Genomic DNA, 25766 nt, shown 5'->3' on the forward strand with positions numbered 1-25766 from the left:
GGGCGACTTCAGTCAGGCTGATTAATGATCTGCTGCTTCGAGCTGATCATAGTGGCCCTTGATCAGATGGAACATGAACAGGACAGCACCGATAAACAGGGCCAAACCAACAAAATATGAATAACCGTCGTGCGAGCCAGACGCATAGAACAGGCCAAAAAGACCAACCACGATGGTCAGAATGCCAAAGATCAACCGATCCATCCCCATATTCGAACTCCTCTTAACCAAAGGTGGCTATTTATCCGTAAAATTTAGCGAAAAGCACGTCGCGTTCAAGCCGCAACCTTGCCCTTATGCACCAGTCTTTTCACGAATTCTTTGCGGTACATCACTAAATGCGTCGGCAATTTGCAAATAAACCGGTCTTTTGAACGGCACAATCAGATCAGGAAGCGTCACCAGATCGGTCCAGCGCCATGCATCAAATTCCGGATTGGGCACATCAATATTGATGTGTTTGTCCTTACCGGTGAAGCGCATGGCGAACCATTTTTGCTTTTGACCGCGATATTTGCCCTTGAACGCCTTACCAATCAGATGGTCGGGCAAATCATAGGTCAGCCAATCAGGTGTTTCGGCGATGATTTCGGCCTTATCGGTGCCGATTTCTTCCTTAAGCTCGCGAAGGGCTGCCTCGATCGGTGTTTCACCGTCATCAATGCCGCCTTGTGGCAATTGCCATGCCCCTTCAAACCCGAACCGATTGCCCATCCAGACAAGCCCATCTGCGTTAAATAGCGCGATGCCAACGCAAGGGCGATAAGGAAGGTCTTCTGCCCGGACTTTGCCAGATGCATCCGCATCAGTCTGGTTTTTGGGTTCGCTTGTCTTTGCCATGATTGCTCCTGACGGGGCGGCACCAAGGATTGGCTGCCTGTCCTTAATTCTCGATGGTTGCAGCGGGCGGTGGTGCATCGCCTTCTTGGGCGGCTTCCTCTGCCATGATTGCCTGTTCGCGTTCTTCGGCCTGACGGCGGGCTGCTTCGGCCTCGACCGCGGATTGCGGTGTGACCTGCATGCCTGAAATGGCACTGACCGGGACAAGGACAACGCCCTGACGGCGCAAACGGAATGCCCAATTGCGCAGACGCTGTATCGTCACCGGATAGGATTGCGCGATACCAACTGCAACGCCATTGCGCTTGGCCGTCTCGACAAGATCAGCCAGCCTTGCATCAATGTTCCGCCGGCTTGGGATGTCATCAATGATCACGTTACCGATCGCGTTTGGTGCGCCGGCATTGGATGCCAGTTGCGCGCCATAACTTGCAACGCCACTGCTTGATCCCTCGACAAACATCAGTCCGGATCGGGAAATGAACTCAATCACCGGACGGATTGCACTATCAAGACTGCCGAACTTCGATCCTTTGTGACTTATCAGGCCGGCATAACCCGGGAAGCGTGCCAACAGCCATTCCAGACGCACCAGGTTTTCACCCTCGGAAAGGGAGGTCAAAAGGGCGCGAGGGCCCGGATCAGATAGCGGGAAATCGACCGGCTCCATCGGCAGTTCAAGGAACACTTCATGGCCCATTTCGCGCGCGCTACGTGCTATGTCGGTCAAGTCCCGGGCATAGGGCGAAATCGCAAGCGAGATATTAAGCGGCAAATCATTGATCGCGGCCTGCGTGCGTTCATCATTTAAGCCAACGCCGGTCAGCATGATCGCGACAGCGGGTTGTTCGCTTGTGAATTCATAGGGGCGCTTATAGGCATCAAACGGTGTCGTGCCATCATCAGCAATCCGAGGAATGCGGCCAAAGCTTCCCTCTTCATCAAGTCCCGGCAAGGGGGCTTGGCGCAGTGGATCGGGTTCAATTGGATCATCAAGCGATCCTTCTTCCTCGATCAGGGCAGCAAGTTCTTCTGGTGTTGGCTGATCATTGGCAGCGGGCTCACCCGTCTGATCAGGTGATCCGATCAGATCGGAAACACCGTTTAGCTGATTTGCGATGTCTTCGGCAGACTGGGGCGTACCATCCGGGTTGGTTTGCGCATCCTGCTGGGCGCGGTCACGGTCCTGAATATCACGCACCCCACGTGCGATTTCTTCTTGAAGTTCACGCTCCGATCCCGGAACAGCAACGGTTGCCTCCGGCCCGCCCGTGTGAAACAGGCGCCAGCCGGTTTCCGGGTCAAGAACCGGGATCATAGCAACAGCTGTCGCACCGAAGGGCGACAGGAACAGGGTGATGATCAGCAGTTTGGACAACCAGCTGCGCCGCGATTTTGGACGCTTTGGCAGCTTCTTGGTTTGGACTTCGATCGGCAGTTCGTTAAAGGGCAGGTCATCCGGATCGACGTCTTCATCGATGTCATGGACGTCAGTTATCCCACCGCCAAGTTCATCAGCCAGATCGCTGGCCATGTCCTCGTCGAATTCGCCGTCCTTCTTCTTTCGGAACGGCAGGGAATTTAGGATTTTCCTGAACACGAACAGTTAGTCTCTCACGATGTCAGGCCCGAATTTACCCTTGTGGACGCGGCCCAAACAGGGAAATGCCCCGGATCATGTCAAGTGCACGCGACAGCTGATAGTCATCAATTGCCAGCTGCTCGGCCTCGTCACGGCGGGAATTCGCATCCTTTTCGGCGTCGGTCGTGCCTTCGTCTTCGTTACGAAGTGCGCCGTTAAGCGATGCTTCAGAACGACGGGTTTCGCCCTCGATGCTTTCAACACGTGCCTGCGGAACGATGATGTCAGGCACAATGCCGACTTCCTGAATGGACTTGCCAGATGGCGTGTAATAGCGCGCGGTGGTCAGACGAAGTGCAACATTGCCCGGCATCGGAAGGATGGTCTGAACTGATCCTTTGCCAAAGCTTCGCGTGCCCATGATGACGGCACGACGATGATCCTGAAGTGCACCAGCAACGATTTCAGATGCGGACGCTGAACCATCATTGATCAGAACAACCACCGGAAGCCCTTGGGCCAGATCGCCGGTGCGCGCGTTATAGCGTTCGGTATTTTGTGTGTCGCGCGGTCGGGTTGATACGATTTCGCCTTTATCAAGGAAGGCGTCCGAAACCGAAATCGCCTGATCAAGCAGACCACCCGGATTGTTACGCAGGTCAATCACAAGACCCTTGATTTCCGGACCGATCTGATCGCGCATATCGCCAATCGCACGCTGCAGACCACTAAAGGTCTGTTCGTTGAATTTGGTGATGCGGATATAGCCGATATCTTCCTTGGCCTCGGCGCGAACCGACTGGATCTTGATCACGGCACGGGTGAGTGTAACGTCAAACGGTGCCTGTTCACCCTTGCGGATGATGGTCAGAAGAATGTCGGTATTGACCTTGCCGCGCATCATTTCGACCGCATCATTCAGCGTCATGCCGCGAATGGCGGTGCCATCGATATGCGTGATGAAGTCGCCCGGCTGCAGCCCCGCTTTTTCGGCAGGCGTGTCATAGATCGGCGCGATGACTTTGACAAAACCGTCTTCCATCGTGACTTCAATGCCAAGTCCGCCAAACTCACCGCGGGTATCGACCTGCATTTCCTCGAAATTATCCATATTCAGATACGAGGAATGGGGATCAAGCGATGTCAGCATGCCGTTGATTGCAGCTTCGATCAGCTGCTTGTCATCAACATCTTCCACATATTTGGCTTTGACCTGTTCGAACACATCGCCGAACAGATTAAGCAGGCGATAGGTCTCGGCCGAGGAGGTTGAAGATTGCGCCAAACTTGGCGACGCAAGGCCGAAAGTCATGCCGGTCGCGAGTGCGAGTACTGCCAATCGAGAGGTTTTCATCCACTTACCTTGCCGTTTTTCGAGGCCAGCCACGGAAGCGGATTAATAGCTTCCCCGTCCTGGCGCATCTCCAGATACAGTTTTGGCGTAGTTTCACCCATAATACCAACGGGTTCGCCCGCCAACAGATATTGTCCTACCACACTGTCGAGCCGATCAAAACCGGCGATAAGGCTATGGTATCCTTCGCCGTGTTCGATAATCAAGAGTCGGCCGTACCCGCGGAAGGGGCCTGCAAAGACAACTTTACCGTCAAACGGTGAGACAACCTGCGCATTTGCGCGTGTGCTGATCTCAATTCCTTTGGATCGATTGACGGTCAAACCATCCGGACCACGTGATTTTTCACCAAACAGTGTGACGACTTTGCCACTGGCTGGCATCCGCAAATTGCCTTGCGCCAATGTGATAGAGCTGCCAACGGCAAACTCTTCGTCGTTCGAACTGTCTTTGGCAGCATCGCTTTGGGACGGTGCGTCTTTTGCTGCCGGTGGTTCGGGTGGTGTATTTCTGGCAATCGTGGTTGCGCCCAGCGTATCGGCATCGGGTTCGGTACGAGCGGCAACGCGCATTTCAGGGCGGGATCGCGGTGCGGGTAATCCTTCGGCCCGTTTGCGCAAGCTGGTTAAAAGATCACCCAGTGATTTGGCTTCATCGGCAAGCGCGCTTACCGCCTTGGCGGCTTCGTGTGCTTCTGCCTCGGTCTGGGCGCGCAAACGGCGCTTTTCACCAAGCAGCGCCGCCAAAGATTTGCGTTCTTTCTGAAGTGCGTCGGTGGCGGATGCCAGTTCGGACCGGCGATTGCGGATGTCTTCGCGAAGAGTGGCGATTTCGCCAAGCTCCTTGCGCAAATCACGCGCATGTTGCTCGACACCGGGAAGGGCGGCTTTCAGCAACACAGCAGATCGCAGGGTATCTTGCGGCGATGTCGGAAGGGCAATGACCGCTTCTGGTGGTGTGGTCGAAAGACGCTGCAATGCCATCAGGATGCGGGCATATTGCCCGGCCTTGTCTTCAAGGCTGGTGGCCGCGCGCTTTTCACGTGTTTCAAGATTTTCAAGCTGATCTTCAAGATCGGTCAGCGTCGTTTCAAGGCGCTGGGTCCGTCTGGCAACAGAAATGGCTTCGGATTGAAGAGCTTGTTCTTCGGTCCAAAGTTCACGCGATTTGCGTGACAGGAACTCTTCCTGTTTTTGCTGTTCGGAAAGCTGGCTTTCAAGTTGATCAAGTTTCTTGTCAACTTTTTGCAGCGATTGGGCAAAAGAAGGCGCTGCCCCGCCTGCAGCAAGAACCGCAAATGCGGTCAGCGCAGGCAGGACGATCTCATAAGCTAACTTAGCTCGCAAGAAGCGCATCATTCTCATTAAGGCCCTTAAGCAACGGTTTGCCAGTCATCTCATCTGGCTGCGGCACGCCAAGCAGCTGCAACAAGGTCGGTGCAACGTCGGCAAGACGCCCATTCTCCAATGTTACCCCTTCCGGACCGTTAACAAGGATGGTCGGAACGAGATTAAGTGTATGTGCTGTGTGCGGCTCGCCGGTTTCGGGGTCGACCATGACTTCGCAGTTGCCATGATCGGCGGTAACAAACGCAACACCGCCAACCGATTTGATAGCATCAATTACCTGACCCAGGCAGGTATCAACCGCCTCGGCTGCCTTCATCGCCGCAGACAGGATACCACTATGGCCAACCATGTCCGGGTTTGCGAAGTTCAGAATGATCGCGTCATAGGTTTCTGCCTTGATCGCAGCAACCAGCTTCTCGGTCACTTCGGGGGCAGACATTTCCGGCTGCAGGTCATAGGTCGCGACCTTTGGCGATGCCACCAGAATGCGGTCTTCGCCTTCAAATACTTGCTCTTCGCCGCCGTTAAAGAAGAACGACACATGCGGGTATTTTTCGGTTTCCGCAATACGAAGCTGTTTCAGACCGGCCTTGGCGACCACTTCGCCAAAGATGTTTGGCAGGGTCTGGGGCGGATAGATCGCATCCATGTATTTCGCATGTTCGGACGAATATTCGACCATGCCGGCCTGAACCGCGAATTTCGGCGCAGTGCCGCGATCAAATCCATCAAACTCCGGTGCGCACAGGGCGGCCAGAATTTCACGCGCGCGGTCGGCACGGAAGTTGGTTATCAGAAGGCCATCGCCATCCTTGATGCCATCAAAGTCACCAATCACGGTCGGGAGCACGAATTCATCGGTTGTGTCACTGGCATAGGCATTGGCAATGGCGGCTTCGGCACTTTCGGCGCTGCGGCCATCGGCGTAATTCTTGCCCTGAACCATGGTGAAATAGGCTTGGCTTACGCGTTCCCAACGGTTGTCGCGGTCCATGGCGTAATAACGCCCGGTCACGGTCGCGATTTCAACATTGGCATCGCCAATCAGCGCGCGGAATTTCTCAAGGAACTTGGCGGCACTTTTCGGTGCAGTATCGCGGCCATCAAGATAGGCATGGATTTTCACCGGAACGCCAGCGCCAGCGATGATTTTCGCCAAGGCCCCCATATGCGCCTGATGGGAATGCACACCACCTTCGGACAGAAGACCCGCGATATGGCAAACGCCTTTGCTGTCAGACAGGGTTGCGATGAGTTTTTTGACGGTGTCGGTTTCAGCAATGGTGCCGGTTTTGACGGCTTCGTCAATTTTTGGCAGTTCCTGCATGACCACGCGACCAGCGCCAAGGTTCATGTGACCGACTTCCGAGTTGCCCATCTGACCTTCGGGCAGGCCCACATCAAGACCGCAGGCTTTGAGGAACCCGGTCGGATAATTGGCATAAAGCTCGTCCCAGACAGGCGTATTGGCCAAGGCAACAGCGTTGTCCTTGGTTTCTTCGCGATAACCCCAGCCGTCCAGAATGCACAGCACCACAGGGCGCGGGCGCTTTACGGAATTCGATACAGTCACGTTCATTACCCCACTGATAAAGATAAAGGCTGAACCACCCGTAAATAATTACCAGTAAATATGGTGACTTACAGGGCGTTTCGCCATCAATCCTGTTGCGTGGGCAGGGTGGGTCAGCCGGAACTCACAACAGGCAAATGCATAATCCGCGCAATTTAGCACGAATGTGGTTGCTGAACAGCACCTTGCACCTGAATTTTTTGCAGGTGCAAAGCTGCTTTTTGACAGGCTCTCAAGACACAGATACTCTGCGCGCAACGGTGAACCTCAGAGATGGCAGAAATGGCATCTCGCACCACGACGGGAGAGTCCGGATATCGTCCTATCCGGCGCCGAAGGAGCAATAGCCCTAAAAAACTCTCAGGCAGATGGACCGTCGCGGATTGAGGCTCTGGAGAGAGAAGTGAAGTAACGCATGAGAGAGCGTGACCAAGCTTCCACCGAAGGATGAAAACCTGTTGGTCATATTGTTTTTGACCATCAGGCGCACAATCTCAGGTCAAGGGACAGAGGGGGCATGACACCGGTTCGTAAACGGCGCGAATTTTTCGCGCGTTCAAGAGCCGTGAAGGAGGCCCTGATGACCACATCTCCCGCCACCGGTCCCTCTTCGGGATCGCAGGACGGATCCGCACATGACGTGAACCTTTCCGTTGTTGATCTTTACACCATCGGAATTGGCCCATCGAGTTCGCATACAGTTGGCCCGATGCGCGCGGGATATCGTTTTTGTCTTGAGCTCGAAGCCCGCAATCTGCTGCCCCAAACCGGAAGCATCGTTGTCGATCTTTATGGATCACTTGCGCTGACCGGCAAGGGACATGCCACCGATACCGCCGTGATCATGGGGTTGAATGGAAAACGTCCGCGCAACATTGATCCCGACGACATCAAACCGACGATGGCCGCAATTGATGAAACCAATCTGTTGCAGCTTTACGGGGAGTACCCGGTATCGTTTAACCGCGATACCAATCTGGTGTTTCATTTCACCGAAACCCTGCCGCAGCATCCCAATGGCATGCGCATCACGGCCTTTGACCGTGACGGGCTAAAGCTTCACGAACAGGAATACTTCTCGGTCGGGGGCGGCTTTATCGTTTCGGGCGATGATCGAGGTGCTGAATATTCCGGCGATAACATCACTCTGCCATTCCCGTTCTCATCAGCTGATGAATTGATGGCGATCTGCAAGCGCGAAGGTAAATCCATCGCCGAGATCATGATGGCGAACGAGCAAAGTTGGCGAAGCTCTGATGAAACCGTCGAATTTGTCGATCGCGTCCATAAGGCGATGATGGACTGCATTGACCGGGGCTGTAAGACCGATGGCATTTTGCCTGGTGGTCTGAATGTCAAACGTCGTGCCTCCAAACTTTACAATGAACTGCTTGATAAGCCGGAAGCTGGCCTGCGTGACCCGCTGACCGTGATTGATTGGGTCAATCTTTATGCCCTTGCCGTGAACGAAGAAAATGCTGCAGGCAGTCGCGTTGTCACGGCACCGACCAACGGGGCGGCGGGCGTGATCCCGGCAGTGTTACGCTATTACGAGCGGTTTAATTCCAACCCCACCCAGCACAAAATCCGTGAATTCCTGCTGACGGCTGCTGCAATCGGCTCGATCTATAAGAAGCGCGCATCGATTTCGGCGGCCGAGGTTGGATGTCAGGGTGAAGTTGGCGTTGCCTGTTCGATGGCAGCCGGTGCGTTATGTGCTGTTTTGGGTGGCACCCCCGAACAGGTCGAAAATGCGGCCGAGATCGGTATGGAACATAACCTTGGCCTGACCTGCGATCCGATTGGTGGTTTGGTGCAGGTGCCGTGCATCGAACGCAACACCATGGGCGCCGTCAAGGCGATCAACGCCGCGCGTCTGGCATTGCGCGGTGACGGGCAACATACCGTGTCGCTTGATAAGGTGATCGAAACCATGCGCCAGACGGGACTCGACATGCAAAGCAAGTACAAGGAAACCAGTCAGGGTGGGCTTGCGGTCAATGTCAACGTGGTGGAATGCTGATCCCTGTTCGTAAGAATAGGGCAGAAAATAAGGGATTTTGACCCTTCGCGCATGAAGCCATCGGTTCTTGTTCTGTGAATCTTGCCACTGCAGGTTGGTGATCTGCTATGATCATCGAACTAAAAAAAGGGGCAAAGACCCCGCTATTGGTTGGATAAACACATGAGCAAAAAACTGTTCCGCATCTATATCGCGGTCAGTCTGGATGGCTTCATTGCGCGCACCAATGGTGCGGTCGACTGGTTGGATGAATATGATCCTGCCGAGTTTGGCTTTGATGACTTTCTGGACTTCGTCGGGACCTTGATCATCGGGCGAAATACCTTTGATCAGGTCATGGAATTTGGTGATTGGCCCTATGAGGCCCGTCGCACAATCGTTCTGACATCGCGCGAGCTCCCCGAAGATCGACCGGAAAATACCGAAGCCTATGGTGGCAGCATCATCGAGCTGGTTGATCAGCTGCGTGATCGCCGCAATGGTGATGGCGATATCTGGGTCGTTGGCGGAGGAAGTGTGGTGACACAGTTCCTGTTTGGCGGCTTCGCCGATCAGCTTGATATCTTCACCATCCCCGAAGTTTTGGGCGACGGGATATCTCTGTTCGGGCGCGACGCTGGCGGCATCAAACCCCGTCTGCTGGCATCAGAACGTTATAATTCCGGCGTGGTGCGCAGCCAGTACGGACTGGCCTGATCAAAGATGAAGACATAACCAAGCGCGCCGAGTGATCTCGGCGCGTTACGTCTGTGTGATCAGCTTTTGCTGATTACTCGCGGTGATAGGGATGGTTGGTCTGGATGGCGTGGGCGCGGAACAGTTGTTCGGCGATCAATGCACGTACCAGCATATGTGGCCAGGTGGCCTTGCCCAATGACCAAAGAGTATTGGCGCGCGATTTCAATGCTGCGCCATGGCCGTCCGCACCGCCAATGACAAAGGCAATGTTTCCGGCATATTGATCAATCCAGCCTTCTAGTTTTTGCGAAAACTCGATCGAGCCATATTCCTTGCCGCGTTCATCAAGGGCAATGACAAAGGCATTATCTGGAATGGCCGAAAGCAGAAGTTCTGCTTCGCGGTCTTTAAGCTGATTTGGCGGGAGTTTTTTCTTTTCTTCGACTTCACGCACCACAAAGGGCCAGCGCAGTCGGGCAGCGTAATGGTCAAAAAGATCTTTCTCGGGTCCGGATTTCATCCGTCCCACCGCAGCAAGGGTAATTTGCATGTCTCTGATCCACACCGTTACGCGCATCAAGGGCCGTATTGCGCCCGGATATGTCCGGGCGCGGCCAAGCGGCGCAAACTGTTAGTACAGTCGCGCTGCCTGCTGTTTCAGTGCCGGGTTTTCAACGCCCCACATCTCTTCGATGTTGTAGAAGGCGCGAACTTCCGGACGGAACAGATGAACGATGACATCGCCGGTATCAACCAGAACCCAGTCACCCTGTTCCTTGCCTTCTGCCTGTGCACGACCCTGACCGGCATCCTTGATTGCTTCGACAATATGTTCTGCCATGGCGGCCACGCGACGCGAGGACGAACCAGTAGCAATGATCATATGATCGGCAAGGGAGGTTTTATCGGTCAGATCAATCGTGACAAGGTCTTCGGCCTTGTCGTCTTCGAGCGTTCTCGTGATAAGCGCGAGCATCTCGCCGGGCTTCAGAGATTGTTTTGCGGTACCTATGGTCGCCACCTTAAATTTCCACGGGATGGACCGGTCTATACCGTGAACCATCGCATCGCGTTGCTTACACCTGCCATCTGCCTTCAGCGCGAATAGCGGTTGAAGAGGCCGGATGGCGCTTGATTGGCAGGTATACCCAGGCCGGAACATCGAGATCGGCCAGCAAACCCGCCCTGTCCATGGGAATGCGCCAGCGTTCCATACGGCGCGCGGCAGTCCCGGACAATGCCTTGTTAGAATACCCCTCACGGTCGATAACCGCAATGGGAGCACGTAAAATCAACCTTTCCCACCATTTCCATTTATGGAATTGGGCCAGGTTGTCTGCTCCCATCAGCCAAACGAACCGTGTTTGGGTAAAACGACGCTGCAAGGCTGCAAGAGTGTCGGCCGTATAACGGGTTCCAAGCTCGGTTTCAATTGCAGAAACAACAATGCGGGGATGCTTTGCCATCATCAGTGCAGAATCAAACCGATCGGCAAGGTCTGCCATACCTGATTTGGACTTAAGCGGGTTCTGGGGGGAGACAAGCCACCAGATCGCATCCAACTGCAGGCGTTTCAACGCTTCGAGCGATATATGCAAGTGCCCCTCATGGGCGGGATTAAACGACCCGCCCAATAAGCCAACCCGCGGTGGGGCGACATGCGATCTTGGCGCCGCAAATGTCATGGACGGGTCTGACCTTGACCACGAACGATGTATTTATAGCTGGTCAGCTGTTCGACTCCGACCGGACCACGTGCGTGAAGCTTGCCCGTCGAAATGCCGATCTCGGCCCCCATGCCAAATTCACCGCCATCAGCAAACTGTGTCGATGCATTCACAATCACAATCCCGGAATCCACCCCATTAAGGAAGGTCGCGGTCGCAGTGGCGTTTTCAGCAATGATCGCATCGGTATGGTGCGAGCCAAATGTGTTGATGTGATCAACGGCCTCTTCCACGCCAGACACAACCTTGATCGAGACAATCGCATCAAGATATTCGGTGATCCAGTCATCGGCGGTGGCCGGCTTGATGCGGCCATCAACCGCCTGTGCAGTCTCATCACCACGAAGCTCACAGCCCTTGGCAACCAGTGCTTCGGCGATGCGCGGCAACAGACGACCGGCAACCGAGCTATCAATCAAGACGGTTTCAGTTGCACCGCAGATACCAACGCGGCGCATCTTGGCATTGACGACAATGTCGACCGCCTTTTGCGGATCGGCACTGGCATGGACATAGGTGTGGCACAGCCCTTCAAGATGCTTGAACAGCGGGATGCGGCTTTCATCAGTGATGCGCGAAATCAGCGACTTGCCACCGCGCGGGACGATGACATCAATATAATCAGACAGCTTCAGCATCTCGCCAACCGCAGCACGGTCGGTTACCGGGATCATCTGAATGGCATTTTCCGGCAGGCCCGCTTCGCGGATGCCTGCGACCATGCAGTCAAAAATCGCACGCGATGAATGGAAGCTTTCCGAACCACCACGCAGGATCGCGGCATTGCCGGACTTTATGCACATGGCACCGGCATCGGCGGTCACATTCGGGCGGCTTTCATAAATGATGCCAATGACGCCAAGCGGTACGGAAACGCGCGCGATATCAAGGCCGTTATGTTCCGGGCTCCAGCGTGCAAGCTCACGACCGACCGGATCGGGCAGTTCTGCAACGGCTTCAACGCCTGCGGCAATGCCTTCGATGCGGGCCGGATCAAGCGCAAGTCGGTCAAGCAGGGCCGCAGTCAGACCTTTGGCGCGACCAGCTTCCATGTCCTTTTCATTGGCAGCCAGGATCACATCGGCATTCTCGCGCAGCTTTGCTGCAGCGGCCTTAAGTGCGGAGACTTTTGGCTCTGCCGGGACCTGCGCAAGTTCGAGTGCCGCTTTGCGGGCATTAATCCCCATATCGCGCATCAGCGCTGCGATATCCTGGCTTTCGATACTGGCAAGAGCCGTCATGGTCCTGGTTCCATTTCTGAAGGTACAAATCGGCTTGGCAAAACGCGCCAAGCCCGGTGTTTTTGAGATTTTATCAACAAATTGCCAAAATAGACATCAAACCGGCTGTCTGCAATGACCTTCGTGGATAAACGACCTTGGATGCTTGCCAAAGCGGGCTGATCGGTCCATCTGTTGATGACAGAATGAAAAGACATGCCGTGCGCATCCCGCAATGCTGTTCGGTACCTGTTTGGGGATAAGAAATTGAAAAATATGGGTTCCGATCAGCCGACTGCGCGCGCAGAGTTCGGCGTCATCAAGACATTTCTGCCGTATTTATGGCCGCGCGGTGAGGGGGAACTTAAAGCACGTGTCGGACTGGCACTGTTGTTCCTTGTCGGGGCAAAGGTCGCCAACGTTTATATTCCGGTTCTTTACAAATACGCGGTCGATGCACTTGGCGGTGGGGCGAAGGCAACAGATGCCGCAACCGATACCACGGCCCTGATCGTTGTGCCGGTCGCACTGATTGTTGGCTATGGCCTTGTCCGCATCCTCGTCTCCGTCTTTGGCGAGATGCGTGATGCTGTCTTTGCCAAGGTGGCCCAACGCGCCATTCGCCGATCGGCATTGAGCGTTTTTGAACATCTGCATGGCTTGTCGTTGCGGTTTCATCTTGATCGACAGATGGGCGGTCTTTCGCGGGCAATTGAACGCGGCGTAAAGGGGATCGAATTCCTTCTATCCTTTATGCTGTTCAACATCCTGCCGACCCTGCTTGAGATTTTCATGGTCTCGGCAATTTTGTGGGCGCTTTATGATGTCTGGTTCGCGCTGATCACGTTTGTCACCATCGTGATTTATATCGTCTTCACGCTGGTCGTGACCGAATGGCGCATGAAGTTCCGCCGTGAAATGAACAAGCGTGACGATGAAGCCAACACGAAGGCCATCGACAGCCTGATCAACTATGAGACGGTCAAGTATTTCAACAACGAAACCCACGAAGCAAACCGCTATGATGTGGCTCTGCGTGGCTATGAAACAGCGGCGGTGCAGTCACAAGTGTCACTGTCAAAGCTCAATGTCGGGCAGGGTGCGATCATTGCAGTCGGGCTTGTACTGAACATGCTTCTGGCGGCCCAGGGCGTTAAAGACGGCAGTATGACGGTCGGTGACTTCGTGCTGGTGAATACCTATCTGTTGCAGCTTTACATGCCGCTCAACTTCCTTGGCTTTGTTTATCGTCAGATCAAACAATCGCTCACCGATATGGAGCGGATGTTCTCGCTGCTTGATGTTGAAAAGGAAGTCGAAGACACATCAGGTGCCAAGGAACTGGCCTGTGGCAACGCCGCCATCCGGTTTGAGGATGTTCATTTCTCCTATAACCCGGATCGCAAGATCCTTAAGGGTGTCAGTTTTGATGTTCCCGCAGGCAAAACTGTTGCCGTGGTTGGGCCAAGTGGGGCGGGTAAGTCGACGCTCACGCGCCTGATGTTCCGTTTCTATGATGTTTCGGGCGGCAAGATCACGATTGATGGTCAGGATATCCGCGATGTGACGCAGAATTCGCTTCGTCGCGATATCGGTATCGTGCCGCAAGACACGGTGCTGTTTAACGACACCATTGCCTATAACATTTCCTATGGGCGTCCGGGGGCAGAGCAGGGCGAGATCGAAAATGTCGCCAAACTGGCCAGCATCGATGGCTTTATCGCGGGCCTTCCCGAAGGGTTCAAAACCATGGTGGGGGAACGCGGGCTTAAACTTTCGGGCGGCGAGAAGCAGCGTGTATCGATTGCGCGCATGTTGCTTAAACGACCCAAGATCATGATCTTTGACGAGGCAACCTCGGCCCTTGATACAAGAACCGAAAAGGACATCCAGCAGGCCCTTCGTGAAGTGTCACGTGGTCATACGACCCTTGTGATTGCCCACCGTCTGTCGACTGTGATTGATGCTGATGAAATCATCGTTCTACGCGATGGTCAGGTGGCAGAACGCGGTCGACATCAGGATCTGTTGGCAAAGGACGGCCTTTATTCCGAAATGTGGGCACAACAACAGGAAATCCGCGAAGCGCAGGAAATCCTTGCCCATGCCGGTGAAATTCCAAGCTAATTTCGCGCGGGCCTGATTTTTGACTGGAAGCTTGTGACGTCATCGCCAAATAATGTGAATGACGTCACAATTGCTTTTGGGGGAAAGTCTGGTGCCGAAAATGACACGAAGCGAACTTCATGCGCTTCAGGAACAACAAATACACCACGGGCATAGCCATACTCACGGTCATCATGATCACCATCATGCGCCGATGGATGAAGGCAAATATGCCGGTGATACGCGACAAGAAGTCGACCGGATGCGTCGCAATATCTTGGTCGGTCTTGGCATGTTGCCGCTGGCTGGCATGGTGCTTAATCCGACGCGACAGGCGTGGGCGCTGACCAACGAAGTTTCGATGCGCGAAGATGGGAATTATCGCTATATCTCGTCAAATGCGATTCCGAACCATGCAACGGGAAGCTTCCCGAACCGTAAAAATCCGAACTCAATCAAAGCACAGTCGATTGAATTGCGATTGCCTTTGAACCCGACACGCACTGGTCGGTTTTCGTCGATTGATCACATGTCGTTCGGGATTGCGGTGAATGGTGTGCCGTTTGATCCCTTTACGGCTGAGTATTGGCAGCGTAACCGACAGTCTGGATGGAGATATGAGGCCATTTCACCAACGGTCGATTTGGGGCTTGATCAGAACAATGCCCATGTCCAGCCTGACGGGACCTATCATTATCATGGCTTGCCGACCGGCTTGATCAAAAGCTGGTCACCCGATCAGCATTCGGTTCGTATCGGATTTGCCGCGGACGGTTTCCCGATATATGCCGTCTATGGATATGAGAACGCGAACGACCCGTCTTCGCGTGTGACTGCATTGCGCAGCTCCTGGCGGGTCAAAAGCGGTTCGCGTCCGGGTGGTCCGGGCGGCAGATACGATGGCACCTATGGCGAGGATTTCGAATTTGTACCCGGCCTTGGTGACCTTGACGAAGCCAATGGCCGTGAGACTGTAACGCCGGAATATCCGCAAGGCACCTACGCCTACTTTGTCACCGAAACCTTCCCGTTCGTGCCGCGGATGCTTGCCGGTATTCCGGATCGAAGCTTCTTGAAGCAACCGGGTGGTATGCAGCCAGGTGGTCAAGGTGGCCCGGGTGGTGGCGGCCCGGATGGTCGTCGTGGACCGCCTCCGGCTGGTGGCTTCCCAGGGCAGCGTCCCCGGTTTGGTGAACCACCACGCTAATCGCAAAATAAAAGGACGGTCCAATATCGGGCCGTCCTTTTTCGTTGGTTTGTTGCTTTATGGCAGTGGACCAAAAACGTGGGTGGTATCAAGCAACCAAAGTGCCAAGCTGATCGTCAGGAACGACAGAGACGTCGCCATCATAAGTGATGCTGCGCACAATCCTTCGTGACCATAGCGTTGGCCAAAGATCGGATAGATGCTGAGCATCGGTGAACAGGCAAAGGCAACACCGGCAACCTGCAACATTGGATCAATGTCTGGCAGCAGGTAAAACAGCGCAAAGATTATCAGGGGATGCAGCAAAAGCTTGCCACTGACGATGCGGCCCATATCAACGCGAAGGCCCTTAAGCTCCAAGCCGACCAACCCGCCACCAATGACAAACAGCGCAACCGGGGCCGATGCAGATGCCAGCATATCAACCGCCTTGAAAATAGGGCTGGGCAGGGTGATACCCGAAAGCGAAATCACAAGTCCCGCAAGAATACCCAAAACAATCGGGTTTTTGCCAAGATTGATGAAGGATTTGGTCAGGACCTGTCGCAGGGTTTGACCATCACCGCGGGCACTATCACCCAAAACCAGCGCCATCGGGATCATAATCAGGTTCTCAATGATCAAACAAAGTGCCAAGGCAACTTCCGCCGTTGGCCCCAGCAATTGCGACACGATTGGGTAACCGACAAAACCGCTATTGGAAAAGGACATGCCCATGCCCTGCAAGGTCGCATTGGGCTGACTTTTCCTGGCAATCAAAAGTGCGTAACCAAACCCGATGGCAAAGACCAACGCCGATCCGCCGCCATATGCCAGAAGGTAAACGGGCTCAATCACCTCGGTCAGGTCACGCTGGGCAAGGGCGCGGATCAAAAGGCATGGCAGGGCAAAGTTCAGAACGAACGCCCCCATGCCGCGCACAACTGTTTGCGGCACAATGTTGCGATAGACCGCAAAATAGCCGATGGCGATAATCAGAAAGATCGGTGTTGTGATCGCAAGAATATCAGCCATGGTTGGCAGAGGCCTTTTCAAGATGGGACAGGTGCGCGCAAGAAATTGCTGGCGAAACAGGCAAGATGCCCGGTAGGTGTAACCATCAGCTATCCCCGCAATGCGATGCGGGTCAAGAAACGGAATGGCTCGGTAAATGAACCAAACGGTAATGGATTGGCCAGATCACCTGACAGCACAGGCTTTCATGGGTTTGGGCAAACTTGAAAACGCATCCAATCAGGGGGCAAAAGCCGCCGATATTGTGCGGCGCTACGCTCTGCTTGAAAGATTGGCCGCATTTGATCCGGTGATTGTCGGGACTCTTCCGTTGGCGATTGATACGCCAAGTTCAGACATCGATATCCTCTGTGAGGTCAGTGATTTCGATGCATTTCAGGACGTTGCCACGAAGGCCTTTGGGACACTTGAAGGTTTTGGCATTCATGCCCGTCAGGCAACGCCGCATGTGCCCGAAGCACTGGTTATGCGCTTTGACCTTGATGGTCTGCCAATCGAAATCTTTGCAACCAATCGACCCAGCATCGAACAATATGGCTTTATCCATATGTTGGTTGAAGCCCGTATCATTGCTCTGTTGGGGGATGGATTTGCCGATCAAGTCCGCAGGCTCAAGGGCGCGGGGGTCAAGACCGAACCCGCCTTTGCCCAAATTCTTGGTCTGGAAGGTGACCCCTATATTGCATTGGCAGAGATGGCGGCTTTGTCCCCTGATCAGATGCGTGAGGAGCTTGGCTTATCGGAATAACATGTGATCAGGCGGCATGTGCCGGGATGGGCAGGGCGTGGTAGACCACGCTTTCAAACCCGTCGAGTTTGGCTTCTTCGAGCGCATTTAACGCGTGTTCAAGAATGGCACGTGCACTGAAATGCTGTTTCGCATCGGCGGGTGCCCAAGTCGCACCGACACTTACTGTGATTCGCACGGGATTGCCGTCACGATCGGTAAAGCGGCATTGCTCACGCACGGTGTCGCAAAGCTTAAAGCCCAGGAAACTTGTCTGTTCCTGACGGACGCCCGGCATCAGGCAAGCAAAGCCGTAATCATCAACCCGACCGACCACGTCGCGCTGGCGCAGGGATGTTGTGACAGCGGTTGAGATGGCCTGAATGATGCGATTGACCGTGTCCTGCCCAAAACTTTTGACAAGCTTGTCATGCTCGTCAATTTCAAAGCGGTAGATACCAATCGTGCTATGTTTCAGGCGCGCATTGATCAATTCGCGGTGCAGAAACTCTTTCATCCCCATTTCGTTCCAGGAACGGGTCAATGGATCGATCAGGAGCTGATGTTTTGCGGGATCAAGATCGTTATAGACCTGCTGCGGGGTGCGCGCGCCATAGCGAAGTGCGATGGTCGTTTCCGCCCAATGTCCCAAATCTTCAAGGATTTGCAAATCATCGGGGCTGAACTGACGCGAATGCGTATCCACAACGCAAAGCGCACCGATCTTGTAGCCGTCCGGATTGGTCAGGGGAACGCCAGCATAGGACCGAACATTCGGAACGCCGGTAACAAGCGGATTGTCGTAAAAGCGCTCGTCACGGGATGCGTCTTCGACCACGAACGGGTCATCACCATTGATCACATGGCCACAAAATGAAATGTCGCGCGGTGTTTCGCTCGATGGCTGATTGATGTTGGACTTGAAGAATTGCCGATCATTATCAAGCAGCGAAATCGCCACAATTTCCGAACCAAATATCCGTTGGGCAACACGGGTAATCCGGTCAAGTTCCGGGTCCGCAACGCTGGTCAGGATGCCCATGCTTTCAAGGGATCTTTGGCGGGCGGCTTCGTTATCTGGCAATTCTGCTTTTTTCATCAGCCCTTTTCCTGACGGATCAATGATGAGTAACGAGCAATTTTAAGCGTTTATCACCAAGGATCAAGCTGGCCTTTGATCTAAGACACCAACGCAATCACATCGCCAAGCGCAACTGAGCCACCCTCAATCACGCGACACGTAACCCCACCACGCCAGTCCGGCGTCATCGCCTCTTTCAGGCCGGGTGCCGCGTCATCCATGCGGTTGCAGGGATCGGTTTCGCCAGTGATCTCAAATACCACATTCCCGATGGTAAGTTTTGAACCCTTGGTGCGCGGAAGATCAACACCGCGCACATAAAGGTTTGCGCGGCGCGTTGTCCAATCAAGGTCGCCACGATCAATCGCGTTACATGCTGCCTGCCAGCCTTCTTCGGCCAGAATGGTAACCTGGCGGCGACGTAGTTTGCCGCGGAAATCACCATCAAGGCCAAGCTCGGTGGTGATCTCAATCCGATCAAGCGTTTCCATTGGCGCGCGCGAACGTGCCTTGCGTGCGATTCCGATCAGTTCGGCTTTGACCGTCATGCTTGCTTCCCTTGTTTTGATCTTGGGGATCAGGTTTTCCACTGACCTGAAATCACCCAGCGACCTGCAAAGTTTTCCGGTACCAGAATGGTCTGGCGCGGGGTTCCGCTTTCATCCAGATCCGGATAGTCGGTTGTGTAATGCAGACCACGGCTTTCGCGACGCCAAAGCGCTGATTGAATGATCAGCTTGGCGACAACCGACAGGTTACGGAGTTCCAACAGGTCATTGGTGACGCGGAAATTACCGTAATATTCGTCGATTTCCGAAAGCAACAGGTCAACACGATGTTGCGCGCGCTGAACGCGTTTGGTGGTGCGGACAATGCCAACAAAGTCCCACATCACGTTGCGAAGCTGTTCCCAGTTATGGGCAACAATCACTTCTTCGTCGGAATCGGTAATGCCGGTTTCATCCCAATCAGGGATCGGTTTGAAATGATCTTCGACCGGAAGGGCTTCGATGATGTCGTTGGCGGCCGCTTCACCAAATACAAGACATTCCAGAAGCGAGTTCGATGCCAGACGGTTCGCCCCATGAAGGCCTGTGCCCGCGCATTCGCCAATGGCATAAAGACCCGTCAGGTCAGTACGCCCGCGAAGATCGGTCAAAACCCCGCCGCAGGTGTAATGCGCAGCCGGAACAACCGGGATCGGTTGTTTGGTCATGTCGATGCCATAACCAAGGCAGGTCTCATAAACCGTCGGGAAATGTTCCTTGATGAAATCCGCACCCTTGTGGGTGATATCAAGATAGACGCAATCGGCACCAAGACGCTTCATTTCATGGTCAATTGCGCGCGCGACGATGTCACGCGGGGCAAGTTCACCGCGCTCGTCAAACCGGTCCATGAACCGCGTGCCATCGGGCAGTAAAAGCTTGCCACCTTCACCACGCACAGCTTCGGTAATCAGGAAGGATTTGGCTTGCGGGTGATACAGACAGGTCGGGTGGAACTGGCTGAATTCCATATTCATCACGCGACAACCCGCGCGCCACGCCATCGCAATGCCATCCCCGGTCGACCCATCGGGGTTTGAGGTAAATCGATAAACCTTGCTTGCACCACCGGTCGCCAAAATGACTGTGCGCGCGTTAAATGATTTTACCGTCCCTGTTTCAAGATCCAGCGCATAGGCGCCGATGCACCGGCGGCCTTCGCCGCCAAACTTGCGGTCTGTGACCAGATCAATCGCAAGGTAATCTTCAAAGATATCGATGTTCGGATGATTAACCGCCTGGCCCTGCAGCGTGGTTTGCACAGCACGCCCGGTTGCGTCCGCCGCATGGACAATGCGGCGATGGCTGTGACCGCCTTCGCGGGTCAGATGGAATGGCTGATTGTTGTCACCAGCCGGATCACGGGTCAGCTGAATGCCAAGCTCATCAAGCCAGCCAATCGCGCGCGCCGCATTGGCGGCAACAAATTCAACGGTTTCGCGTTTGCAAAGGTCTGCACCGGCAACCAGCGTATCCTTGACGTGATTTTCGATGCTGTCAGCAGCATCAAGGACTGCTGCAATGCCACCCTGCGCCCAGTTGGTCGAGCCATCATCAATCTTTCCCTTGGAAAGAACGGCGACCTTAACGTGCGGGGCAAGCTTAAGCGCGGTAGATAGACCGGCAGCACCACTGCCAATGACAAGAACGTCATAGTGGAATGAGTTTTCGGACATTTTATCCCATCACTTTTGGGCGGTGCCCGATGGCGGAAACTGGCGCGGTGGCGTCAACATCGGGCTCCGAACAGAGCCGCAGAATAGGACTGCTTTTCGCCAATCTCAAACATATTTGTCTGAAATGGTGTGATGATTTCGCCTTTGATGATGTGGCCTTGATATCCGCTGCTTGCAATTTCGGGCCAATCAAACAGATTTAATGGATCACCCACCACCAATCAGGGGAGGTTGCTGTGGGCAAAACTGCCAGCGAAAAGACCGTCTATACCGGCGGCTGCCATTGCGGCGAAGTGCGTTATCAAATCCACGGTCCATTGGATGACACGGTCATGTGTCATTGCGAACTGTGTCGCAAACTTCACGGCCATGTCAGTTCATATGCGCGGTTTGACCGCCATCACATGAAACTGACCCGTGACGAAGGATTGCGGTGGTATCGCCTGTCAGACAAAACCGACCGCGGATTTTGCAAGGAATGCGGGACTGCCCTGTTCTGGCGTCCTGTGCGGACCGACAATATGGCACTGATGCCAGGTACCCTTGATGATACCAAGGGCATGACGACGGTCGGTCAGATTTATTGTGCTGATAAGGGGGATTATTACCCGATTGATCCGGCAATCCCCCAACATGACCAGTCAGATAATGTCGGTACAGCGGCGGTTGCCGGTCAATCCTGATCGGTAACGCCCGGCACCTTCATCCAGGTCAGCTCGTGCTTGTTATTGTAAAGATGCACGACCTTTGATCCGGGAATATCGGCAAACTGGGTGATGGCGGAATAGTCCGTATCGCCCTGCAGCTTGATGGTGCAGATAAAGTTGGTCGCCATGCCGGTATCCATCCACTGGTTAACCAGCTGGAACAGGCGATCCGGATAGCAAATGATGTCCGAACACAGCCAATCGATATAGCCGACTTCTTCCGGGTTCAGGCCAAAGGCACTTTCCTGACGGAAATCAACGCGCGGCAGATTGGCGATCTTGCTGTCAAGGCGGGCCTTGTCGATGGAAATCACATCGGTGCCAAATTCATGCAACACCCAGGTCCAGCCACCGGGGCTACCGCCCATATCCATGGTGCGATCACCTGCCTGCGGATAAGCGCCCAGACGTGTAAACGCTTCCCACAGTTTCAAATAGGCGCGGTTTGGCGGGACGACCTTGTCTTCTTCGAACTCGACTTCGCCGTTTTTCCACGGGCTGGAACAATCGGCAGACGCAATGATCGTATCGGGATCGATCAGCGTCCAGGATCCAAGTGGCGCGGTCGGTGCCGGTTCGCCAAATACCTGACGTTTTGCCGATACATGGGGCAGATGCCCTTCGATCAGCTTGGCGCGGGAAAAATGGTCAAACTTGAACAGGGCCCAGTTGCGCTGATTGAATTTCAGGATTTTGGCCGCACCCTTGATCGAGGGGATGGCAATCTGCACCGGGTTGCGCCAGACATTTTGCGCCCAGAAGACACGCCGTTCCGGACCGGGTGCAAACATCAACCGGTCATGGCGTTCAATCACATCGCCCAATTCCTTGAACAACTGCTCCTCAAAGCCAACTGGGGCGAGGTAGCCGGTTGCATCCATGGGCTCAATCACGGCGTCAACGCCGTCCGGGGTGTCGAATGTCTGTTTTTCTGTCATCATGGGCCTGCTTTTACGCCCATTTCAGGCAATAAAAAAGCAGGAAAGCTGCATGACAGCCTTCCTGCTTTGGTGGTTCAGATCAGAAAGTGTCGGATCAGAACTTGTCAGCCTGAACCAGACCTTCGATCAGGATGACCTTGGTCGGGTCGCCCTTGATGCCGAAATCATTGTCATTGATCATGGCAAGTGCGCCATCACCCATGATCGCCAGGCCTTCAAGCTTGTTCGGTGCTTCCGGGTAGTCGGCACTGTCAAAGCGAAGGGTCTTGGAAACGGCAACCAGATCGATTTTCGAAAGATCGTTTTCCTGTTCAAGCGACGGGCTGGTCGACATGTCGTCCCAACGGGTCGCAAGAATGTTGGTCGCACCTTTAAGCTCGATTTCATGAAGCTTGGTGGTTTTGTCGGTACGTTCGAGAACCAGCAGACGGTCATCGCCAAGACCAAGAACTTCGGAAATGCGCGGTGCATTCTGTTTCTTGGACGGATCGTTGCGGAAGGTCTGCGGATCATCAAGCTGATAGATATATTCGCCGGTCAGCTTTTCCGATGCACGGTCATAGACGAACAGACGGGTGTTTTTCGCCGCCTTGTAGGCATCCGCATTGGGGTTCGCCAGCGGGTTCTGAACCATGAAATAAAGCTTGGATTCATCAGGCGATACCGCCATCGATTCAATGCCACGGTTGGTCTGGCGGGTCACCAGAATGGCCGGAAGACCACCGGTTACTTTATAAGCAGCGCCAGCAAAATCCTTTTCCGAACCGGCCGGAACGATACGCTGGATCACGATGCCATCAGATGCAACATGCAGAATGGACGGGCCGTTTTCTTCGCCAATCCAGTAAGAACCATCCGTCAGACGAATGATGCCTTCTGCGTCGATGGCAGATTCAGACTGTTCAAGCATATTGCCATTGGCATCAACCGGCTTTTCGGTTTTTGCGACGGTCAGCTTGTTGGTCAACCCGGTCAGCGGAACGCCCTTCTGATCCTTGATGGTAATGACGTCCTTGATGTCAAAGCTGCCATCATTGTTCAGGAAGATGGTGTAGATCGACGGCGAGTAATCCGGGGTCGGATAAACGCGCACTTTCTGGCCTTTGCAAACCTGATCAGCAGAAACGCCAAGAACGGTTTCTACATCGCCACAAACGAAGTTCGGACCACGGTCAGAAACGGCATAGAACATGTTCGCCGGATCACCCGGACGACGATATGCGCCAGAGCCAAGGCCAACCGTAAGATCACGTGACTTGCCTCCATCAACCATCACGGTCGACAGGTTGTTGATCGCACTTTTGGTTTCGAAAACCTTGGCTTCACCAGCCATTGCCGAACCGGCCAGAAGCATTGCCGCAAAGCCGACAATACCGGCTGCAAACGTCCGTTTCATCTTGGAGACCCCCAGAAAAATGTACAAAGAACCCCAGCTCAAGCCCGTTTGATGTTCGAGCGAACTGTGTTCCTGTTCACATTAGAGTGTCTCTGTGACAGTTTGTTTGCGCTTGAGCGTCGTTTTGATGAAACAAATCAGACGCTTATCACCAATTATTTCCAAAAATCTTCGCGCCGAACCGTAAAGGTCTCGGAAATGCTGGCATATTCGTGATAGCCAAGCCGGGCAAGCGGCTCAAACAGGGTGATATCGACCATCCCGTCGCGGATGATGTCATCATCAATATGCAAACCAACCACGGTTCCAATCACCATACCGCACGGGCGTTGATCGGGGAAGGCGCTTGGCAGATCGACGATCTGATAGACTTCGCATTCCATATGGATCGGAACGCCCTTGATCAGATGCGGTTTAACGCATTTGGCCGGAAGCTTTTCAAGCCCGGCATATTCAAATTCATCTTCACCTGATGGCAGTGGCGATGAACTGAAATTAAGCTCTTTCAGCATCGCCTTTGGGGCAACACCAACCACAAACTCGCCCGTATCACGCGCATTCTGAAGACTATCGACCGAACCACCCGATGAAAACATCACCATCGGCGGCGTGCCCAAAACAGCATTGAAAAACGAATAGGGTGCCAGATTGGGACGACCGTTTTTATCAAGCGTGGAAATCCAGCCAATCGGGCGCGGTGCAACACATGCCTTGAACGGATCGTGTGGAAGATTATGGGCGGTTTTTCCGGGTTCGTAGAACATGTCGATCCTTGGCTACTAAGCGGGCGCTTGGTCTTTGGCGAATTGAGCGATAAGACTAGGTTCGCCTCATGCGCCAGGCAAGGGCATTCTTGTGATTTGGGGATATGAACCGCAATGATCGCAGCCACCGATTTACTGCGCCAACGGCTTAGTGATTTACACCCGATTTCCGATGCAAGCTGGAGAGCCGCGATTGATCACCTGAGCACCAAAAGCTGGAAGGCGGGTGAGACGGTTTTTGCCGCAGGGGATAGCGATCAGCGGGTCTATTTCATCGCTGATGGTTTGGCGCGCTATTACTACATTGATCCGGATGGCCGCGAACGCAACAAATCCATCACCGGCCCCGGCGGGGCTTTGGCCAGCATGGATACCGCGATCAACGGGGTTCCAAGCCCGTTCTTCACCGAAGCCCTGACAGAACTTCGTACTGTTGCCATTACCTATCCCCACCTTGTTATGCTTTCTGAACAGCATTCCGATTGGGCGGTGGTCGTGCGGAGATTGTTGGAAATCCTGATCCTGAAAAAGGAACGGCGCGAAGCGGAATTTCTGATGCTGTCCGCGCGCCAGCGCTATGAAAATTTCATTGCCGAATTTGGATCGGACGCCGGGCGGATTTCACTTCGACAGGTGGCGATGTATCTGGGCATTACCGATGTGGCACTGTCACGCATTCGCCGTGAAATGGGCATGACAAATTCCTGATCAGATCGCTTAATCGCTGCTCTTAACCCATGTTAAGGTCGGTGGCCGTCAGGCGGGCATGATGGGCGTCTTCACAAAGGAGACATCCATGCAAAAACTTATTCCGCCTTATTTGTTCTTGTTGCTGCTGATCGTGATCGGTGTAACGGCCCAACTTTGTTTCATCCGTGACGGTGCACTTGTTATCAATCCGTGGGGCTTTGTCCCGTTTGTCGGTGGATTGATGTTGGCCGTGATTGCCAAGAAACAATTCCGTAAACAGAAAACGACCGTTGAAACCTTTGATGAGCCAAACACCATCGTCACCGACGGCCTGTTTCGACATAGCCGCAATCCGATGTATCTGGGCCTGACAATTTCATTGATCGGGGCGGCTGTGATCAGCCACTGCGCATTGGCGTTCTTTGCACCGGTCGCGTTTTTTGTCGTTTGTCAGTTCTGGTACATCGCCCATGAAGAAGCCGTCATGCGGACCGGGGTCGGCGATGCGTATCGCATCTATTGCGCGCGAACCCGGCGCTGGATCTAGGCGATCACAGTAAACC

25 protein-coding genes and 2 riboswitches are annotated in these 25766 nt (G+C 54.1%); of the genes, 8 read left to right on the forward strand and 17 right to left on the reverse strand.

Features of this window, described 5'->3' with window-relative positions:
• Nucleotides 1–21: 21 nt before the first annotated feature.
• From ACMZ66_RS19540 to gpmI, 6 genes are all read right to left on the reverse strand, one after another.
• Nucleotides 22–210, reverse strand: a complete 189-nt coding sequence (locus ACMZ66_RS19540) for a hypothetical protein (protein WP_416939816.1) — start codon at nt 208–210, stop codon at nt 22–24.
• An 84-nt stretch (nt 211–294) separates the two neighbouring features.
• Nucleotides 295–840, reverse strand: a complete 546-nt coding sequence (locus tag ACMZ66_RS19545) for an RNA pyrophosphohydrolase (protein ID WP_416939818.1) — start codon at nt 838–840, stop codon at nt 295–297.
• A 43-nt stretch (nt 841–883) separates the two neighbouring features.
• On the reverse strand, nt 884–2440 hold the full coding sequence (locus ACMZ66_RS19550) for a divergent polysaccharide deacetylase family protein (protein ID WP_416939820.1): 1557 nt from the start codon (nt 2438–2440) through the stop codon (nt 884–886).
• A gap of 34 nt (nt 2441–2474) precedes the next feature.
• A complete protein-coding gene (locus tag ACMZ66_RS19555) occupies nt 2475–3776 on the reverse strand; it encodes a S41 family peptidase (RefSeq protein ID WP_416939822.1) in 1302 nt (433 codons plus the stop codon).
• Nucleotides 3773–5131 carry a murein hydrolase activator EnvC family protein gene (locus ACMZ66_RS19560; protein WP_416940005.1) on the reverse strand — a complete coding sequence of 453 codons (1359 nt, stop codon included), beginning with the start codon at nt 5129–5131 and terminating at the stop codon, nt 3773–3775. The genes ACMZ66_RS19555 and ACMZ66_RS19560 overlap by 4 nt, the downstream gene beginning before the upstream one ends.
• Nucleotides 5112–6704, reverse strand: coding sequence for a 2,3-bisphosphoglycerate-independent phosphoglycerate mutase (gene gpmI / locus ACMZ66_RS19565; protein ID WP_416939824.1), 1593 nt, complete (start codon nt 6702–6704; stop codon nt 5112–5114). Before gpmI ends, ACMZ66_RS19560 begins: the two co-directional genes overlap by 20 nt.
• Before the next feature lie 285 nt (nt 6705–6989).
• Nucleotides 6990–7084, forward strand: a riboswitch (glycine riboswitch).
• Between the two features lie 3 nt (nt 7085–7087).
• Nucleotides 7088–7210, forward strand: a riboswitch (glycine riboswitch).
• A 128-nt stretch (nt 7211–7338) separates the two neighbouring features.
• Between gpmI and ACMZ66_RS19570 the strand changes: the two genes are divergently transcribed.
• Both ACMZ66_RS19570 and ACMZ66_RS19575 read left to right on the forward strand, forming a co-directional pair.
• Nucleotides 7339–8721: an L-serine ammonia-lyase gene (locus ACMZ66_RS19570; protein ID WP_416940007.1), complete on the forward strand. Its 1383-nt coding sequence runs from the start codon at nt 7339–7341 to the stop codon at nt 8719–8721.
• A 162-nt stretch (nt 8722–8883) separates the two neighbouring features.
• Nucleotides 8884–9417: a dihydrofolate reductase family protein gene (locus ACMZ66_RS19575; RefSeq protein WP_416939826.1), complete on the forward strand. Its 534-nt coding sequence runs from the start codon at nt 8884–8886 to the stop codon at nt 9415–9417.
• A 73-nt stretch (nt 9418–9490) separates the two neighbouring features.
• On the opposite strand, the gene rlmH is transcribed toward ACMZ66_RS19575, so the two are convergent.
• The 4 genes from rlmH to ACMZ66_RS19595 form a co-directional block, all read right to left on the reverse strand.
• On the reverse strand, nt 9491–9949 hold the full coding sequence (gene rlmH, locus ACMZ66_RS19580) for a 23S rRNA (pseudouridine(1915)-N(3))-methyltransferase RlmH (RefSeq protein ID WP_416939828.1): 459 nt from the start codon (nt 9947–9949) through the stop codon (nt 9491–9493).
• Between the two features lie 81 nt (nt 9950–10030).
• Nucleotides 10031–10420 carry a ribosome silencing factor gene (gene rsfS / locus ACMZ66_RS19585; RefSeq protein ID WP_416939830.1) on the reverse strand — a complete coding sequence of 130 codons (390 nt, stop codon included), beginning with the start codon at nt 10418–10420 and terminating at the stop codon, nt 10031–10033.
• 55 nt (nt 10421–10475) lie between these two features.
• Nucleotides 10476–11084: a nicotinate-nucleotide adenylyltransferase gene (locus ACMZ66_RS19590; protein WP_416939832.1), complete on the reverse strand. Its 609-nt coding sequence runs from the start codon at nt 11082–11084 to the stop codon at nt 10476–10478.
• Nucleotides 11081–12367 (reverse strand): glutamate-5-semialdehyde dehydrogenase, encoded by a 1287-nt coding sequence (locus tag ACMZ66_RS19595; protein ID WP_416939834.1) that lies wholly within the window; start codon nt 12365–12367, stop codon nt 11081–11083. Before ACMZ66_RS19595 ends, ACMZ66_RS19590 begins: the two co-directional genes overlap by 4 nt.
• Before the next feature lie 255 nt (nt 12368–12622).
• Between ACMZ66_RS19595 and ACMZ66_RS19600 the strand changes: the two genes are divergently transcribed.
• Together ACMZ66_RS19600 and ACMZ66_RS19605 are read left to right on the forward strand one after the other, a co-directional pair.
• Complete coding sequence (locus tag ACMZ66_RS19600) at nt 12623–14473, forward strand: ABCB family ABC transporter ATP-binding protein/permease (protein ID WP_416940009.1); 1851 nt, start codon at nt 12623–12625, stop codon at nt 14471–14473.
• A 100-nt stretch (nt 14474–14573) separates the two neighbouring features.
• Nucleotides 14574–15659, forward strand: a complete 1086-nt coding sequence (locus tag ACMZ66_RS19605; protein ID WP_416939836.1) for a YHYH protein — start codon at nt 14574–14576, stop codon at nt 15657–15659.
• A gap of 57 nt (nt 15660–15716) precedes the next feature.
• On the opposite strand, the gene ACMZ66_RS19610 is transcribed toward ACMZ66_RS19605, so the two are convergent.
• A complete protein-coding gene (locus ACMZ66_RS19610) occupies nt 15717–16673 on the reverse strand; it encodes an AEC family transporter (RefSeq protein WP_416939838.1) in 957 nt (318 codons plus the stop codon).
• Between the two features lie 136 nt (nt 16674–16809).
• On the opposite strand from ACMZ66_RS19610, the gene ACMZ66_RS19615 reads away from it, so the two are divergent.
• Nucleotides 16810–17421, forward strand: coding sequence for a DUF4269 domain-containing protein (locus ACMZ66_RS19615; RefSeq protein ID WP_416939839.1), 612 nt, complete (start codon nt 16810–16812; stop codon nt 17419–17421).
• 7 nt (nt 17422–17428) lie between these two features.
• On the opposite strand, the gene ACMZ66_RS19620 is transcribed toward ACMZ66_RS19615, so the two are convergent.
• From ACMZ66_RS19620 to nadB, 3 genes are all read right to left on the reverse strand, one after another.
• Nucleotides 17429–18499, reverse strand: coding sequence for a sensor domain-containing diguanylate cyclase (locus tag ACMZ66_RS19620; protein WP_416939841.1), 1071 nt, complete (start codon nt 18497–18499; stop codon nt 17429–17431).
• Between the two features lie 80 nt (nt 18500–18579).
• Nucleotides 18580–19029: an MOSC domain-containing protein gene (locus ACMZ66_RS19625; RefSeq protein WP_416939843.1), complete on the reverse strand. Its 450-nt coding sequence runs from the start codon at nt 19027–19029 to the stop codon at nt 18580–18582.
• Between the two features lie 29 nt (nt 19030–19058).
• Nucleotides 19059–20705, reverse strand: a complete 1647-nt coding sequence (nadB, locus tag ACMZ66_RS19630) for an L-aspartate oxidase (RefSeq protein WP_416939844.1) — start codon at nt 20703–20705, stop codon at nt 19059–19061.
• A 236-nt stretch (nt 20706–20941) separates the two neighbouring features.
• On the opposite strand from nadB, the gene ACMZ66_RS19635 reads away from it, so the two are divergent.
• Complete coding sequence (locus ACMZ66_RS19635; protein ID WP_416939845.1) at nt 20942–21388, forward strand: GFA family protein; 447 nt, start codon at nt 20942–20944, stop codon at nt 21386–21388.
• On the opposite strand, the gene ACMZ66_RS19640 is transcribed toward ACMZ66_RS19635, so the two are convergent.
• The 3 genes from ACMZ66_RS19640 to ACMZ66_RS19650 all read right to left on the reverse strand — a co-directional run bounded on the left by ACMZ66_RS19640 (nt 21379) and on the right by ACMZ66_RS19650 (nt 24513).
• Entirely contained in the window at nt 21379–22353 is a 975-nt protein-coding gene (locus ACMZ66_RS19640; protein ID WP_416939847.1) for an SAM-dependent methyltransferase, read from the reverse strand. The genes ACMZ66_RS19635 and ACMZ66_RS19640 overlap by 10 nt on opposite strands.
• A gap of 94 nt (nt 22354–22447) precedes the next feature.
• Nucleotides 22448–23749 carry an esterase-like activity of phytase family protein gene (locus tag ACMZ66_RS19645; protein ID WP_416939849.1) on the reverse strand — a complete coding sequence of 434 codons (1302 nt, stop codon included), beginning with the start codon at nt 23747–23749 and terminating at the stop codon, nt 22448–22450.
• Between the two features lie 155 nt (nt 23750–23904).
• On the reverse strand, nt 23905–24513 hold the full coding sequence (locus ACMZ66_RS19650; RefSeq protein WP_416939851.1) for a flavin reductase family protein: 609 nt from the start codon (nt 24511–24513) through the stop codon (nt 23905–23907).
• Nucleotides 24514–24627: 114 nt separating this feature from the next.
• Between ACMZ66_RS19650 and ACMZ66_RS19655 the strand changes: the two genes are divergently transcribed.
• The gene (locus ACMZ66_RS19655; RefSeq protein ID WP_416939853.1) at nt 24628–25221 is read left to right on the forward strand and encodes a Crp/Fnr family transcriptional regulator; all 594 of its coding nucleotides are present in this window, start codon (nt 24628–24630) and stop codon (nt 25219–25221) included.
• An 88-nt stretch (nt 25222–25309) separates the two neighbouring features.
• A complete protein-coding gene (locus ACMZ66_RS19660; protein ID WP_416939855.1) occupies nt 25310–25750 on the forward strand; it encodes a methyltransferase family protein in 441 nt (146 codons plus the stop codon).
• Nucleotides 25751–25766: the final 16 nt, after the last annotated feature.

It is taken from the genome of Thalassospira sp., assembly GCF_048059015.1.
GTDB lineage: Bacteria > Pseudomonadota > Alphaproteobacteria > Rhodospirillales > Thalassospiraceae > Thalassospira.

Coding starts and splice junctions, on each gene's coding strand:
- ACMZ66_RS19540 (WP_416939816.1), bottom strand. CDS start 210: ATGGGGATGGATCGGTTGATCTTTGGCATTCTGACCATCGTGGTTGGT.
- ACMZ66_RS19545 (WP_416939818.1), bottom strand. CDS start 840: ATGGCAAAGACAAGCGAACCCAAAAACCAGACTGATGCGGATGCATCT.
- ACMZ66_RS19555 (WP_416939822.1), bottom strand. CDS start 3,776: ATGAAAACCTCTCGATTGGCAGTACTCGCACTCGCGACCGGCATGACT.
- ACMZ66_RS19560 (WP_416940005.1), bottom strand. CDS start 5,131: ATGCGCTTCTTGCGAGCTAAGTTAGCTTATGAGATCGTCCTGCCTGCG.
- gpmI (WP_416939824.1), bottom strand. CDS start 6,704: ATGAACGTGACTGTATCGAATTCCGTAAAGCGCCCGCGCCCTGTGGTG.
- ACMZ66_RS19575 (WP_416939826.1), top strand. CDS start 8,884: ATGAGCAAAAAACTGTTCCGCATCTATATCGCGGTCAGTCTGGATGGC.
- rlmH (WP_416939828.1), bottom strand. CDS start 9,949: ATGCAAATTACCCTTGCTGCGGTGGGACGGATGAAATCCGGACCCGAG.
- ACMZ66_RS19590 (WP_416939832.1), bottom strand. CDS start 11,084: ATGACATTTGCGGCGCCAAGATCGCATGTCGCCCCACCGCGGGTTGGC.
- ACMZ66_RS19595 (WP_416939834.1), bottom strand. CDS start 12,367: ATGACGGCTCTTGCCAGTATCGAAAGCCAGGATATCGCAGCGCTGATG.
- ACMZ66_RS19600 (WP_416940009.1), top strand. CDS start 12,623: ATGGGTTCCGATCAGCCGACTGCGCGCGCAGAGTTCGGCGTCATCAAG.
- ACMZ66_RS19605 (WP_416939836.1), top strand. CDS start 14,574: ATGACACGAAGCGAACTTCATGCGCTTCAGGAACAACAAATACACCAC.
- ACMZ66_RS19610 (WP_416939838.1), bottom strand. CDS start 16,673: ATGGCTGATATTCTTGCGATCACAACACCGATCTTTCTGATTATCGCC.
- ACMZ66_RS19615 (WP_416939839.1), top strand. CDS start 16,810: ATGAACCAAACGGTAATGGATTGGCCAGATCACCTGACAGCACAGGCT.
- ACMZ66_RS19620 (WP_416939841.1), bottom strand. CDS start 18,499: ATGAAAAAAGCAGAATTGCCAGATAACGAAGCCGCCCGCCAAAGATCC.
- ACMZ66_RS19625 (WP_416939843.1), bottom strand. CDS start 19,029: ATGACGGTCAAAGCCGAACTGATCGGAATCGCACGCAAGGCACGTTCG.
- nadB (WP_416939844.1), bottom strand. CDS start 20,705: ATGTCCGAAAACTCATTCCACTATGACGTTCTTGTCATTGGCAGTGGT.
- ACMZ66_RS19640 (WP_416939847.1), bottom strand. CDS start 22,353: ATGATGACAGAAAAACAGACATTCGACACCCCGGACGGCGTTGACGCC.
- ACMZ66_RS19645 (WP_416939849.1), bottom strand. CDS start 23,749: ATGAAACGGACGTTTGCAGCCGGTATTGTCGGCTTTGCGGCAATGCTT.
- ACMZ66_RS19650 (WP_416939851.1), bottom strand. CDS start 24,513: ATGTTCTACGAACCCGGAAAAACCGCCCATAATCTTCCACACGATCCG.
- ACMZ66_RS19655 (WP_416939853.1), top strand. CDS start 24,628: ATGATCGCAGCCACCGATTTACTGCGCCAACGGCTTAGTGATTTACAC.
- ACMZ66_RS19660 (WP_416939855.1), top strand. CDS start 25,310: ATGCAAAAACTTATTCCGCCTTATTTGTTCTTGTTGCTGCTGATCGTG.